Raw genomic sequence first — 13996 nt, 5'->3', positions numbered from 1 at the left:
CGCCGCCGCGCCCCTCACCCACTCGGACCCGCGCGGCAGGACACCCACCGGCGGTCATGATCCGCTGGAGGGGTGCCGCTGTTGCCCGACCCCGTGCGCCGCCTCGCCGCCTGGTGCGCCGTGCTGCTGCTCGTCGCCGGGGTCGGCTGGGTGGGGGTGCGGCTGTGCGGGGAGTTCCGTACGGCCGTCACACCGGTGCTGCTCGCCCTGCTCGGCACCGCGCTGCTCGGCCCGATGTACCGGCGGCTCGTGCGGGTCGGGGTGCCGGTGTCGGTGGCGGCCGGGCTCACCTGTGTCGCCGTGGTGGCCGTCGTCGGCGGTGCCGTGTACATCGTCGTCGCCGCGCTCATCGACACCGGTGACCAGATCATCGCCTCGCTGCGGGACGCCGCCAAGGGGGTCTCGCAGCACTTCGGCGCCGCCGGCACCGGGCTCGACGACCTCGCCGCCAACGCGCGCACACTGCTGGGCAAGTTCGGCGGCACGGCCGCCTCCAACGTGATCAGCGGGGTGAGCGTCGTCGGCGAGAGCATCGCGATGGCCGTGCTCGCGCTGCTGCTGGTCTTCTTCTTCCTGCGCGACTCGCACCGGGCCGTGCTGACCCTCCGGTCCATCGCGCCCGGCGGCACCGCCGGCACCCTGGAGGCCATCGCCCGGCGCGCCTTCGAGGCCGTGGAGGGGTTCATGCGCGGGACGACCGTCATCGCGCTCATCGATGCCCTGTGCATCACCGTCGGCCTGCTGGTCCTCCAGGTGCCCGGCGCGATCGGGCTCGGCGCGCTCGTCTTCGTCGGTGCCTACATCCCCTACCTCGGCGCCTTCATCTCCGGCACGGTCGCCGTCCTGGTCGCCCTCGCCGACCGGGGCTTCGTCATCGCGCTGTGGGCGCTCGCGGTCGTACTCGCCGTGCAGGTGCTGGAGGGGCATGTGCTCCAGCCGGTCATCCAGAGCCGGACGGTGCAGATGCATCCGGCCGTGGTGATGCTCGCCATCACCGCCGGGGCGTCCGTCGCGGGGATCCTGGGGATGCTGCTCGCGGTCCCGCTGACCGCGGCCGCCTTCGGGGTCGTGCAGGAGCTGCGGACGCGCTACGCGGCGCCCTCCGACGCCTCGTCCGCCAACTCGCCGTCCTCCGGCACGTCCCCCTCCAGCGGACCGTCCACCGGCGCTCCGCCCGGGCACTCCGCCGACACCTCCCCCGACGCCTCGCCCGACTCGTAGAGCTCGAACCAGATGCTCTTGCCCTCGCCCCGCGGAGCGACTCCCCAGGTGTCCGCGAGCAGCTCGATCAGCATCAGGCCGCGCCCGGAGGAGGCCAGTTCGCCGGGCCGGCGCCGGTGCGGCAGGTCGTCGCCCGCGTCGGTGACCTCCACCCGCAGCCGCCGCGCCTCCGCCTCGCCGGTCACCTCGGCGAGCAGCAGCGCGTCGGTGTCGGTGTGGACGAGCACGTTGGTGACCATCTCCGAGACCAGCAGCACCGCCGAGTCGACCTGCTCGGCGCCCGCCCAGTCGTGCAGCAGCTCGCGCAGGTGCCGGCGGGCCTCGGCGATCCGGGCCGGCTCGTCCTGCGCCACCGACAGCAGCGTCCGCCGGATCGTGGGCCGTGCCGTGCCCTCCAGCGGACGGCCCAGCAGCACCAGCGCGATGTCGTCCTCGCGGCGGTCGGCGAGGGGGCCGGTGGTGTGGTGCGAGGACGGCCCGTGCACGCCCTGCACCAGGGCGTCGGCCAGCGACTCCAGATCGGCTGCATCGTCCCCCCGGTAGGCCTCCAGGATCGTGCGCAGCCGGTGCCAGCCGCTCTCCATGTCGTGCCCGCCGGTCTCGATCAGCCCGTCGGTGCAGAGCACCAGCGTCTCGGCGGGTTCCAGGACGAACCGGGTCGTCGGATAGTCCGCGTCCGGGTCGATGCCCAGCGGCCGCCCGCCCGCCGTCGGCCGCATCATCACCGTGCCGTCGGCCATGCGGATGGCCGGGTCCAGGTGCCCGGCACGGGCGATCTCCAGCGCCCCGGTCACCGGGTCGGCCTCCACGTACACGCAGGTCGCGAAGCGGAGGTCGGTCAGATGGTCGTCATGGTCGTTGTGCGTGACGCCGTGCAGGAAGCGGGACGCCCGGGAGAGTACGGCGTCGGGGCGGTGGCCCTCGGAGGCGTAGGCGCGCAGCGCGATGCGCAGCTGGCCCATGAGGCCCGCGGCCCGTACGTCGTGGCCCTGTACGTCCCCCATGACCAGCGCGAAGCGGCCGGAGGGCAGCGGGATCATGTCGTACCAGTCACCGCCGACCTGGAGTCCGCCGCCGGTCGGGATGTACCGGGCGGCCACCTGCATGCCGGGGATCTCCGGGCCGAGCGAGGGCAGCATGGAGCGCTGCAGGCCCTCGGTCAGCTCCCGCTCCGACTCGGCGGCGCCGGCCTGGGACAGCGCCTGGGCGAGCATCCGGGCCACCGTCGTCAGCACCGCCCGCTCGTCGGGGGTGAACGCCACCGGATAGGTGAAGCCCGCCATCCAGGCGCCCATCGTGCGCCCGGCCACCGTCAGCGGCAGGAAGGCCCAGGAGCGGCGGCCGAAGGGCTGGGCGAGCGGCCAGGTCGCCGGGTAGCGCTCCTTGTACTCCTCGGGTGAGGACAGGTAGACCGCGCGGCCCGTGCGGACGACCTCGGCCGCCGGATAGTCGGTCGTCAGCGGCATGTGGGAGAAGGGGCCCATGTCGCCGGGCTGGTGCCCGTGCTGGCCGGTGATCGTCAGCCGGTCGCCCTCCACCCCGAACACTACGAGCCCGTCCGGGGAGAAGCCGGGCATCGACAGGCCGCCGGCCACCCGCAGCACCTCCGCCGTGGACCGGGCCTCGGCCAGCGCCCGGCCCGCGTCCAGCAGGAACGCCTCGCGCGAGCGCCGCCAGTCGCCGGTGACCGCGCTGCGGGCGGCCGCCGTGCCCGGCGTCGGCTCGGTGACCTCCTGGAGGGTGCCGATCAGCTCGTACGCCTGCCGCCCGGGGTCGAAGGAGGGTTTCGACCGGCTGCGGACGACCCGCAGGACGGTCCCGTGCTCGTCCATGATCCGGATGCGCACCTCCGCGAGGGTGCCCTCGTCGACGGCCAGCGGCACGACCCCGGTGATCTCGTTCCAGTCCTCCGGGTGCAGCCGGGCCCGGGTCTGCGCCTCGGTGAGGGTGGTCGGCTCCGCGGGCAGCCCGAGCAGCCGCGCCGCCTCCGCGTCTACGGTGACCAGCCCGGCAGCCGTGTCCCAGCGCCACAGTCCGGTCGCGAGGGCGGCGAGGACATCCCCGACGGACGGGAGGGGCTCGCCAGTACGCATTGCCCCACTTTAGGGAGATCTGATCGGCGGCTGCCACTGTAAGAAGACCCGATCAGCGGGCGTCGCCGTTGGAGGTGTCACCGAGAACCCGGAGCTGTCGGCGGGTGGGCGCCCGGTATTGGTGGGGAGCCGATCTTGGGGTGGCCGGTACCCTTGATGGGTCCGGGCCCCGTGCCCGTTCACGCCGGGGAGAGCACGCCCGGCAGACCTCACACACGAAGGACGATGAACGACGATGCATCGGTACAGGTCCCACACCTGCGGCCAGCTCCGCGCCTCTGACGTCGGCGCCGACGTCCGGCTGAGTGGCTGGCTGCACAATCGGCGCGACCTGGGCGGCATCCTCTTCATCGATCTGCGCGATCACTACGGCATCACGCAGCTGGTCGCCCGACCCGGCACCCCCGCGTACGAGGCCCTGGACAAGATCTCCAAGGAGTCCACGGTCCGCGTCGACGGCCGCGTTGTTTCACGTGGAACAGAGAACGTGAACCCCGATCTGCCGACCGGTGAGATCGAGGTCGAGGTGGCCGAGGTCGAGCTGCTCGGCGCCGCCGCGCCGCTGCCGTTCACGATCAACGCCGAGGACGGGGTCAACGAGGAGCGGCGCCTGGAGTACCGCTTCCTGGACCTGCGCCGCGAGCGCATGCACCGCAACATCATGCTGCGCACCCAGGTCATCTCGGCGATCCGGCACAAGATGGTCGCGATGGGCTTCAACGAGATGGCGACGCCGATCCTGTCCGCCACCTCCCCCGAGGGCGCGCGTGACTTCGTGGTCCCCTCGCGCCTCAACCCCGGCAAGTTCTACGCGCTGCCGCAGGCCCCGCAGCAGTTCAAGCAGCTGCTGATGATCTCCGGCTTCGACCGCTACTTCCAGATCGCGCCCTGCTTCCGCGACGAGGACGCCCGCGCGGACCGCTCGCCGGGCGAGTTCTACCAGCTCGACGTCGAGATGAGCTTCGTCGAGCAGGAGGACGTCTTCCAGCCGATCGAGAAGCTGATGACGGAACTCTTCGAGGAGTTCGGCGGCGGCCGCCACGTCACCTCCCCCTTCCCCCGCATCCCGTTCCGCGAGGCGATGCTGAAGTACGGCTCCGACAAGCCGGACCTGCGCGCCAAGCTGGAGCTGGTGGACATCACCGATGTCTTCGAGGGCTCGGAGTTCAAGGCGTTCGCCGGCAAGCACGTGCGCGCGCTGCCGGTGCCGGACGTCTCCGCCCAGCCGCGCAAGTTCTTCGACCAGCTCGGTGAGTTCGCCATCTCGCTGGGCGCGAAGGGCCTGGCCTGGGTCCGTGTCGCCGAGGACGGTTCCCTCTCCGGCCCGATCGCGAAGTTCCTCACCGAGGAGAACGTCGCGGAGCTGACCAAGCGCCTGTCGCTGGCCCCCGGCCACGCGGTCTTCTTCGGCGCGGGCGAGTTCGACGAGGTCTCGAAGATCATGGGCGCGGTGCGGGTGGAGGCCGCCCGTCGCGCCGGCCACTTCGAGGAGGGCGTCTTCCGCTTCTGCTGGATCGTCGACTTCCCGATGTACGAGAAGGACGAGGAGACCGGCGCGATCGACTTCTCGCACAACCCCTTCTCCATGCCGCAGGGCGGCCTGGAGGCCCTGGAGACCCAGGACCCCCTGGACATCCTGGGCTGGCAGTACGACATCGTCTGCAACGGCGTCGAGCTGTCCTCCGGCGCCATCCGGAACCACGAGCCGGAGATCATGCTCAAGGCCTTCGAGATCGCGGGCTATGACCGCGAGACCGTCGAGGAGAAGTTCGCGGGCATGCTCCGCGCCTTCCGCTTCGGCGCCCCGCCGCACGGCGGCATCGCCCCCGGCGTGGACCGCATCGTCATGCTCCTCGCGGACGAGCCCAACATCCGCGAGACGATCGCCTTCCCGCTCAACGGCAACGCCCAGGACCTGATGATGGGCGCCCCCACCGAGCTGGAGGAGGCGCGCCTGCGCGAGCTGCACCTGAACGTCAGGAAGCCGCAGCCGAAGTAGCAACGACCGCCCTGCGCGCCGATCTGTCCTGACTCGTTCTTGACGGTCGGCGCGCACAGCTGGCCGGTCTGACGCTGGGCGTGGCGCCGGACGAGACGCACAGCGGCAGCTGACCTCAGTCCCCCTGATCCTCCTCGCTGTCGGGGGACGCGCCGTCCTCCAGCAGTCGTTCGGCGATGTCGTCGGACCACTGCTGGGCCCACGCGCGCAGCGCGCCGACCTGGGCCTCGTCCAGGCCGTAGCGGATGAAGTCCAGGTCGGAGTAGAAGTCGGTGCCGGTCAGCCGGGACTGCAGGGTCGTCAGGTCGAACGGGTCGTGGGCGTGCCTGCGGCCCAGTTCCTCCAGGCCGGGCAGGGAGAACCGGCCCGCGGCGGCCCGCGCGTCGATCAGGTCGACGGCCGCGCCCCGGTCGTACAGCGCCCGGATCTTCGTACCGACGGCGTCCTCCAGGGAGAGCGCCGGGCCGTACCCGGTCAGCTCCGGAGGCTGCCAGAAGGCCTCCTTGTGCAGGTTGAGGGCGCAGGCTTCGCCGGTCGGCGGGTCGGTGACCGTCAGCTGGGCGGTGAGGCCGGTGCCGGTGCCGGTCCGGACCTGCCGGCCGCGGGCCTCCAAGGTGGCGCCGAGGGTGCCGGCGATTCGCTCCATGGGCTCGGGGCTCTCGGTGGCGAAGTCGAGGTTCGCGTGCGGGCGCCGCAGCAGACCGTGTGCCTGGAGGGCGTAACCGCCAGCGAGGACCAGCCCGTGCGGGCCGCCCGCCGTGACGACGTCCGCGAGGAGCCGCCGGTGGGGTTCGGGGAGGTTCACGACATCGGTACTTTGCCAGAGATTCCTTCCGGGTCGCTGTCACGGGGCCGCGCGCGGCGGCCCCCTGACACGTGAGGGCGCCGAGCCCGGTGGCTCGGCGCCCTCACGCGGACCAGTCCTGAGCGATCAGCCTTCCTCGCCGCCGAAGCGCTCCTTGTACGCCGCCAGGTCCTCGTCCGTCAGCTTGGCGAAGAGGACCGGCGGGACGGTGAAGGGGGTGCCGGCGGGGACGGTGGTGAGCGACTGGGCCTCGGCCGGGGTGACCCAGGCCGCGGTGTCATCAGCCAGGGAGAACGCCTCGCGCATCACCTTGGCCGTGGCCGGGATCAGCGGTTCCGAGACCACCGCGTACAGGTGGATGAGGTTCATCGCCGTACGCAGTGTGAGGGCCGCGGCTTCCTGGTCCGTCTTGATCTGCAGCCAGGGGGCCTTCTCCTCCAGGTAGGAGTTGCCGGCCGACCACAGGGCGCGCAGGGCCGCGGCGGCCTTGCGGAACTGCAGGGTCTCCATGTGGCCTTCGTACTCGGCGAGGAGTTCGGCGATCTGCTCGCCGAGCTTCGCCTCCGCCTCGCCCGGCGTGCCGCCCGCGGGGACCTCCTCGCCGAAGCGCTTCTTCGAGAAGGACAGCACGCGGTTGACGAAGTTGCCGAGGGTGTCGGCGAGGTCCTTGTTGACCGTGGCGGTGAAGTGCTCCCAGGTGAAGGACGAGTCGTCCGACTCCGGGGCGTTGGCGATCAGGAAGTAGCGCCAGTAGTCGGCGGGCAGGATGTCCAGGGCCTGGTCGGTGAAGACGCCGCGCTTTTGCGAGGTGGAGAACTTGCCACCGTAGTACGTCAGCCAGTTGAAGGCCTTGACGTAGTCGACCATCTTCCAGGGTTCGCGGACGCCGAGTTCCGTGGCCGGGAACATCACCGTGTGGAAGGGGACGTTGTCCTTGGCCATGAACTCGGTGTACCGGACGTCGTCCGCCTCGTACCACCAGGACTTCCAGTCCCGGTTCTCCGGGTCCTGGTCCGCCCACTCCTTCGTCGCGCCGATGTACTCGATCGGGGCGTCGAACCAGACGTAGAAGACCTTGCCCTCGGCGGCCAGCTCCGGCCAGGTGTCGGCCGGTACCGGGACGCCCCAGTCCAGGTCACGCGTGATCGCTCGGTCGTGCAGGCCCTCGGTCAGCCACTTGTGGGCGATGGAGGAGGCCAGCTGCGGCCAGTCCTTGTCGTGCCGGGCGACCCACTCGCGGACCTCGTTCTCCAGCTTCGACTGGAGGAGGAAGAGGTGCTTGGTCTCGCGCACCTCGAGGTCCGTGCTGCCCGAGATCGCCGATCGGGGGTTGATCAGGTCCGTCGGGTCCAGGACGCGGGTGCAGTTCTCGCACTGGTCGCCGCGGGCCTTGTCGTAGCCGCAGTGCGGGCAGGTGCCCTCGACGTAGCGGTCCGGGAGGAAGCGGCCGTCGGCCGGGGAGTACACCTGGCGGATCGCCCGCTCCTCGATGAAGCCGTTCTCGTTCAGCTTGCGGGCGAAGTGCTGGGTGATCTCGCGGTTCTCCGGGGAGGAGCTGCGGCCGAAGTAGTCGAAGGCCAGCGCGAAGCCGTCGTAGACCGCCTTCTGCGCGTCGTGCGCCTGGGCGCAGAACGCGTCGACCGGCAGGCCCTGCTCCTTGGCGGCCAGCTCGGCCGGGGTGCCGTGCTCGTCGGTGGCGCAGATGTACAGGACGTCGTGGCCGCGCTGGCGGAGGTACCGGGAGTACACGTCCGCCGGGAGCATGGACCCCACCATGTTGCCCAGGTGCTTGATCCCGTTGATGTACGGAAGGGCGCTGGTGATGAGGTGTCGAGCCATCGTGGCTGCTCCCAGGTCGCGTTTTCTGCGGTTTCGAACCTTGAAATCGTAGCCGACAGGGGTGGGCCGCCCGCTTCCCGTTTTGCAGGGTGGGAAGGGGCGGCCCGGGCTCACTGAGGGTGACCGTCCGTCGTGGTCCGTTACGGGCGCCAGGCGGCGAGTACGCCCTCGTAGAGCTCGGTGTCCGTCAGCTCGCGCGGGGTGGGGCCCGCGTGGAAGAAGGACGCGTTGCCGGTCTTCAGCTTGCGGAGGTAGTCGAAGGCCTTGTTGTCGTGGTCTCCGAAGGCGACGAAGGAGAAGAAGACGGCGGGGTGCGAGGTCGCTGCCGCGGTGAGGGACTGGGTCGCGGGGGTCTTCGCGTCCGGGGCGCCGTCGGTCTGGAAGACGACGAGGGCGGGGGTGCCGCTCTCGTGGTTCTTCTCGTGGTGGGTGAGTACGGCTTCCACGGCGGCGTGGTAGCTGGTACGGCCCATGCGGCCGAGCCCTGCGTGCACGTCGTCGATCTTCGTCTCGTGGTCCGGGGAGAGGGTGAGGTCGGTGGTGCCGTCGACCTCCGTGGAGAAGAAGACGACGTGGACCGTGGCCTCGGGGTCGAGGTGGGCGGCGAGGGCGAGGGTCTGGTCGGCGAGGGCCTGGGCGGAGCCGTCCTTGTAGTACGGGCGCATGCTCGCGGAGCGGTCCAGGACGAGGTAGAGCTTCGCTCGGGTGCCGGTGAGGTCGGTCTTCTTGAGGGCGGCTGTGGCGGCCTTGTAGGCGGTGGCGAGGGAGGGGGTGCGGGACTTGACCTTGGTCAGGGGGGTGGCGGGGGTCTTCTTGACCGGGTCCGTGTCCGCGTCCGCGTCCGCCTCCGGCGTGGGGGCCGGTTCGTCATGCGCCTCGGCTTCGCCTTCGGCGTCGGTCTCGTTCCCACCCGCACCACCCATGCGGGTCTCGTCGTCGACTGCGAGTGGCTCCTGTGGGGCGTCCTCGCCGTCGGCGGCATGCGGCTGTGCCGGGAGCGGCTCCGGCTCGGCCTCGCCTTCGGCGTCGCTTTCGCCCGCAACATCCGTGCGGGTGGCGTCGTCCTCGCCGTCGGCGGCCTGCGGCGCGCTCGCTGCCTCGGGCTCAGGCTCGGCCGGCTCCTCGACCAGTTCCTCGGCCTGCTCAGGCTCGGCCCGTTCCTCAGCCCGCTCCTCTGCCTGCTCAAGCTCGGCCGGTTCCTCGGCCTGCTCCTCAGCCAGTTGCTCTGCCTGCTCAGGCGCGGCCGGCTCCCCAGCCCGTTCCTCGGCCTGCTCAAGCTCGGCCCGTTCCTCGGCCGGTTCCTCGGCCAGTTGCTCGGTCTGCTCAGGCTCGGCCGGCTCCCCAGCCCGTTCCTCGGCCTGCTCAAGCTCGGCCCGTTCCTCGGCCGGTTCCTCGGCCAGTTGCTCTGCCTGCTCAGGCGCGGCCGGCTCCCCAGCCCGCTCCTCTGCCTGCTCAGGCTCGGCCCGTTCCTCGGTCAGTGGCTCGGTCTGCTCGGGTTCCGCGGCCGGGTCGGTCGGGTGGGGGACCTTGATGTTGTCGAAGGCCGCCGACACCAGGTCGTGTTCGTCGGGGGTCGAGCGGCGGGGCTCGGGGACGGTGGGGGTCTGCGAGGTGGGTGCGGGCGGTTGCGCCGGCAGGCGGTCCGCACCCTCTGCCTCGGCGGCGCGTGACTTGCGTGAGCGGCCGAATGCGTTCCGCAGGAGAGTGAGAATGCCCATGTGCGCAACCCTTCGTGAGGTGATGCCCGTCGATCCCTGGCCAGGACGGACACGTAAGGTTAGCGAAGCGCTCAGCGGGGGGAAGCGATCGACCGGGCCGCGGCGACTTCCTGGCGCAGGGGCTCCAGGACGCTGCCGGCCGGGCCCGTGAGGTCCGTGCGGACCGGGAACAGGGTCTCCGCGTCCCGAACGCCCTGCGACAGCTCCCGGAGCTGGAGGGCGATCTGGGTGATCTCGGCCGTGGACGGCGGCGGCGCCCCGTGCCGGACGCGGACGCGGGCCGCCGTGGTCGCGTCGACGATCCGCTCCACCGCCACGACCAGCGGCCACCACGCGGCGGCACGCCGGCCGGTCGGCGGCGGTTCGGTCAGGGCCCGCTGGAACTCCGTTCGGATGACCGACAGGTCGCGGTAGAGGCGGCGGCGCATACGGGCCCTGGCCAAGGGGTCGTCGGCGGGTGCGAAGGCCGTCTCCACGTACGTCGCCGTGTCCGCCACCGCGTCGGCCAGGCGGTCGCCGACCCGCGTGCGCCAGCTCTCCGGCCACAGCAGGTAGCCGGCGGTCAGGGCGATGGCACAGCCCAGCAACGAGTCCGTCAGGCGGGGCAGCAGCAGCGCCGTGCCCTGGTGGTTCAGGATGTCGGACAGGAGGAGGATCACCGGGGTGATCGCCATCGTCTGGTGGCCGTAGCCCCGGGGGGTCAGGGCGGGGATCAGGGGGGCCAGGACCAGCATCGCCGGGACGTCCCACCAGCCCAGCGGCACCTCCGCCAGGACCACCGCCGCGATCACCAGGCCCGCCACCGTGCCGAGGGCGCGCAGCAGGGCGCGGGAGAAGACCGAGCCGAAGTCGGGCTTGAGGACGAAGGTGATCGTCAGCGCCACCCAGTAGGAGCGGGGCACGGGGATCAACGACACCAGGGCCTGGGCGATGCCGATGCAGACGGCGAGGCGCAGGCCGTAGCGCCAGGAGTTGGCCGACAGTACGACGTTGCGGGCTGCTCTCGCCGTGCGGATGCCCAGCGCCGCGGGGCGGCCCAGGCGGTCGTCGATGCCACGGGGGTCGACGTCGGGGGCCGTGACGACCTCGGCGGTGTGGCGCAGGGCGTGGTCCACCGCGCGGGCCGTCTCCGTCACCGGCACCGGGAGGTCGAGGTCGTGGGCCGTCGGGTCCGTGCGGCCGGTTTCGACGGCCTGCGCCAGGTCGTGGAGCGCCTCCGGGATCCGCGGCGGGAGGGGGCGGCCGGCCAGGTGGGCGGCGGGGGCCGCCTCCACCACGGGCGTGATGGCGTTCAACTGGGCGAGCAGCCGGGTGAGTTCGCGGCTGCGGCCGTGCTGGCGGGCGCGCCGGCCCAGGATCAGGTCGTAGGACTGGTTGAGGGACTGGGTGACGCTGCGCCGGGTGTCGTCGTACTCCTCGGTGCGGTCCGTGCCGGCCACCGTGAGGAGGGCGGCGACCGTGCGGTAGGTGGCCGCCACCGCCGCGCGTTCGGGCACGCCGGAGCGCAACGGCCAGGCCAGCAGGGCCAGCAGGAGGACCAGCAGGCCGCCGCCGGTCATCAGGGCCGGGGCCAGCCACCAGGGCTGGGGCAGCGGGAGACCCGCGCCGACCACGCAGTTCAGCAGCAGGAGCAGACCGGAGACCGAGGCCACCGCGCCGATCGTCGAGATCATGCCGGACAGCAGCGCGACGCCGGTGACGGCCGCGACCGCGTACCAGCCGTGGCCGTACACCAGCGTGCCCAGCGTCACGCCGGCCGCGCCGAAGAGCTGCGGGACGGCGATGTTGAGGATGCGCATCCGGTAGGCGTCGGCGGTGTCGCCGATGACGCCGGACAGGGCGCCCATGGAGGCGAGGGCGCCGTACGCCGGGTATCCGGCGGCCAGGCCGGTCGCCAGCGGGAGGGCCATGGCGAGGGCGGCACGGGCCATGGCGGCCCTGTTCAGCGGAGCCTGCTGGGGGCGGAGGTTCCGGACCAGCCAGTCGGGAGGGGTGAGGCTGATGGGGAACTCGCGCGACATGTCGCCATTATCGCCGGTCCGCTCCCCCGCGTCCGGAGTCATCCGCGCTGGTGGAGGGTTAGATCCACGACGAGGGCGCGGTGGTCCGAGCCGGCCACGGGAAGGAAGCGGGCGCCGGTCGCGGTGAAGTCCGGGGAGAGCAGGACGTGGTCGATCTGGGCGCCGATGACGGAGGCGGTGCGCGCGGGCCAGCTGGCGGCGCGGTCGTGTCCGGCGAGGCGGGTGGCGTCGGTGAGGCCGGTGTCGAGGATGCGGCGGAAGGCCGCGTGGTCCTGGGTGGCGTTGAAGTCACCGGCGAGGACGGTGGGCGTGCGGGTGTCGGCGGCGGCGAAGGTGCGGAGCCTGCCGAGCTCGCGCCGCCACAGGCCGACCTGGCGGGGCAGCGGGGGCATGGGGTGGGCGAGTTGGAGGCGTACGGCGTGCCCGCGTACGTCGGCGACGGCGCCGGGCATGCCCATCGTGCCGGGGACGCCCGCGGTGGGCCGCAGCGGGAAGCGGCTGAGGATGAGGGAGCCGTGGGAGCCGGCTGCGCGGACCGCCTGCCGGTAGGGGTAGTCGGCCCGGAAGTCGCCTTCCAGCGTGGCCTGGCAGGTGAGTTCGCACTCCTCGACGAAGACGACGTCCGGACGGCGGTCCCGGATCCGCGGGACCAGGGCGGGGGTGCCGCGCCCGAACTGGAGGTTGGAGGTCAGCACGCGCAGGGTGGCGAGCGGTGGGCCGGCGTGCTGGGGGACCTTGCCGTACGGCTGCAGGTACCAGGCGAGCAGGCCGAGTACGGCGACACCGCACACCAGGCCCGGCCACCAGCGGGCGAGCAGCGCGCACAGCAGGGCGAGGCCGGTCGGCACGAGCAGCCAGGGCAGGAAGGCGAGCAGCTGGGGTACGGGGGTGACGCCGTCGGTGCCGGCGACCCGGCAGCCGACGACCACGCCGACTCCGGCGAGCAGCAGTCCGGCACACCAGGCGGCGAGCCTGCGTCCGGGGCGGCGGTTCACGGGCCGAGCCTACGGCGGGCTGTCCGCCCGCGTCAGGACTTCCCCGACAGTGTGCCTGTGGGCAACGTGCCGACGTCATCTACAGGTTGTGGACACCGGCGGCACCGGTGCCGGGGCGGGCGGGTCCGGTTCCGGGCCGGGGGCGCGTCGCGTCGGGCGGGCCGGGCGGAGGCAGTGGGTCAGCCAGGTGGTGAGGGCCACCGCGAGGCCCAGGCCGAGCAGGAGCCAGGAGATCGTGCGCAGGGTGTGGGTGAGGGCGTCGTAGACGGCGCCGACGGCCGGGTGGGACACGCCCTCGGGCAGGCCGGCGAGGGTGAGGCTGCGGCCGGCGGCCAGGGCCAGGGCGAGCAGCCCGCCGCCCAGGGCCGTGCCCAGCGCGGTCGCGGCGATGGCGCGGCGGCGGTGCACGGCCAGGGTGATGCCGGTGGCCGCGAAGGCGAGGGCCGCCACCGGGAGCCAGAATCCGGCGACTTCGAGCACGTGGAACCCCTTCCGGAGGGAGGCCAGCCGTTCCGCCGGGAGCACGGAGACCGCGGTGTGCTCCACCGGGATGCGTGCGGCGAGCGGCACATGGTCCCGGGTCAGCTGACGCTTGACCTGGTCGGTGACGGGGGCGAGGTCGACGGTGACCGGACGCCCGGCCCCCTCGCCGCCGTCGCGCAGCGCGCGCAGCACCGCGTCGTGGGTGACCCGGTTGCCGGTGTCCCAGGCCATCTGGAAGGCCTCGGTCTGGGTGAAGGAGCGCACCGCGTCGTGCACGAACGGGCGGACGGAGCCGCGTACCGTCCGGACGTCCAGGTACTGGTCGACCGCGCGCAGGATGTCGTCACCGACCGTCTCCGCGACGGCCTCGCGCACGTCCGGGTCGGTGGCGAGCGGCGCCATCGTGGTGACGTACCGGCCCGTGTCGGTGAGCCCGTACGCAGCCCAGGCCGCCAGGGCGCCGAACGGCACGAGGAGGCAGGACAGGGTGAGCAGCACGGCCGACAGGGCGCTCCTGAGACGTGGGGGCACGCTTCCAGACAACGGCCCGCAGGGCGCGGCCGCGAGCGGAGCGCGTGCGTTCGGGCGACGGGCGTGCCGAACGGGTGCCCGCGCTCTCCGGTGGAGGGTTCATCCGAACGGGTGTTTCCTGGGGGGGAGACGCGGGCGCGTCCGGCTGGGGGGAGCCGGAAGGTGACGGGGGGTGAGGGATGAGGGGAACAGGGGAGTGGGGGGGGGGGGGGGGGGGGGGGGGGGGGGGGGGGGGGGGGGGGGGGGGGGGGGGGGGGGGGGGGGGGGGGGGGGGGGGGGGGGGGGGGGGGG

8 protein-coding genes and 1 pseudogene are annotated in these 13996 nt (G+C 72.6%); 2 read left to right on the top strand and 7 right to left on the bottom strand.

Annotated features, from left to right (window positions below; genetic code table 11):
- Positions 1 to 72: 72 nt before the first annotated feature.
- On the top strand, positions 73 to 1221 hold the full coding sequence (locus ACZ7HQ_RS24285) for an AI-2E family transporter (protein WP_470993629.1): 1149 nt from the start codon (positions 73 to 75) through the stop codon (positions 1219 to 1221).
- Here ACZ7HQ_RS24285 and ACZ7HQ_RS24280 read toward each other — a convergent pair.
- Positions 1182 to 3314, bottom strand: a pseudogene (locus ACZ7HQ_RS24280) (SpoIIE family protein phosphatase); the annotation flags it as partial. The gene ACZ7HQ_RS24285 and the pseudogene ACZ7HQ_RS24280 overlap by 40 nt on opposite strands.
- 235 nt (positions 3315 to 3549) lie before the next feature.
- Here ACZ7HQ_RS24280 and aspS point away from each other — a divergent pair.
- Complete coding sequence (gene aspS, locus ACZ7HQ_RS24275; protein WP_470993626.1) at positions 3550 to 5313, top strand: aspartate--tRNA ligase; 1764 nt, start codon at positions 3550 to 3552, stop codon at positions 5311 to 5313.
- A gap of 115 nt (positions 5314 to 5428) precedes the next feature.
- Here the strand turns inward: aspS and ACZ7HQ_RS24270 are convergent, their stop codons facing one another.
- The 6 genes from ACZ7HQ_RS24270 to ACZ7HQ_RS24245 form a co-directional block, all read right to left on the bottom strand.
- On the bottom strand, positions 5429 to 6118 hold the full coding sequence (locus tag ACZ7HQ_RS24270) for a nucleotidyl transferase AbiEii/AbiGii toxin family protein (protein ID WP_470993623.1): 690 nt from the start codon (positions 6116 to 6118) through the stop codon (positions 5429 to 5431).
- 126 nt (positions 6119 to 6244) lie between these two features.
- Positions 6245 to 7957, bottom strand: a complete 1713-nt coding sequence (gene metG / locus ACZ7HQ_RS24265) for a methionine--tRNA ligase (protein ID WP_470993621.1) — start codon at positions 7955 to 7957, stop codon at positions 6245 to 6247.
- 140 nt (positions 7958 to 8097) lie between these two features.
- Positions 8098 to 9675 carry a VWA domain-containing protein gene (locus ACZ7HQ_RS24260; protein ID WP_470993618.1) on the bottom strand — a complete coding sequence of 526 codons (1578 nt, stop codon included), beginning with the start codon at positions 9673 to 9675 and terminating at the stop codon, positions 8098 to 8100.
- A gap of 71 nt (positions 9676 to 9746) precedes the next feature.
- Complete coding sequence (locus ACZ7HQ_RS24255; protein WP_470993615.1) at positions 9747 to 11696, bottom strand: FUSC family protein; 1950 nt, start codon at positions 11694 to 11696, stop codon at positions 9747 to 9749.
- Positions 11697 to 11734: 38 nt separating this feature from the next.
- Positions 11735 to 12691, bottom strand: a complete 957-nt coding sequence (locus tag ACZ7HQ_RS24250; protein WP_470993612.1) for an endonuclease/exonuclease/phosphatase family protein — start codon at positions 12689 to 12691, stop codon at positions 11735 to 11737.
- A 75-nt stretch (positions 12692 to 12766) separates the two neighbouring features.
- Entirely contained in the window at positions 12767 to 13705 is a 939-nt protein-coding gene (locus tag ACZ7HQ_RS24245; RefSeq protein ID WP_470993609.1) for a hypothetical protein, read from the bottom strand.
- Positions 13706 to 13996: the final 291 nt, after the last annotated feature.

Source organism: Streptomyces sp. NPDC037290 (assembly GCF_055603245.1).
This window is presented reverse-complemented; position numbering and strand designations above follow the sequence as displayed.

Excerpts from the sequence above, each read along its gene's own strand:
- ACZ7HQ_RS24255 (WP_470993615.1), bottom strand. The coding sequence starts at position 11,696 with ATGTCGCGCGAGTTCCCCATCAGCCTCACCCCTCCCGACTGGCTGGTC.
- metG (WP_470993621.1), bottom strand. The coding sequence starts at position 7,957 with ATGGCTCGACACCTCATCACCAGCGCCCTTCCGTACATCAACGGGATC.
- ACZ7HQ_RS24260 (WP_470993618.1), bottom strand. The coding sequence starts at position 9,675 with ATGGGCATTCTCACTCTCCTGCGGAACGCATTCGGCCGCTCACGCAAG.
- aspS (WP_470993626.1), top strand. The coding sequence starts at position 3,550 with ATGCATCGGTACAGGTCCCACACCTGCGGCCAGCTCCGCGCCTCTGAC.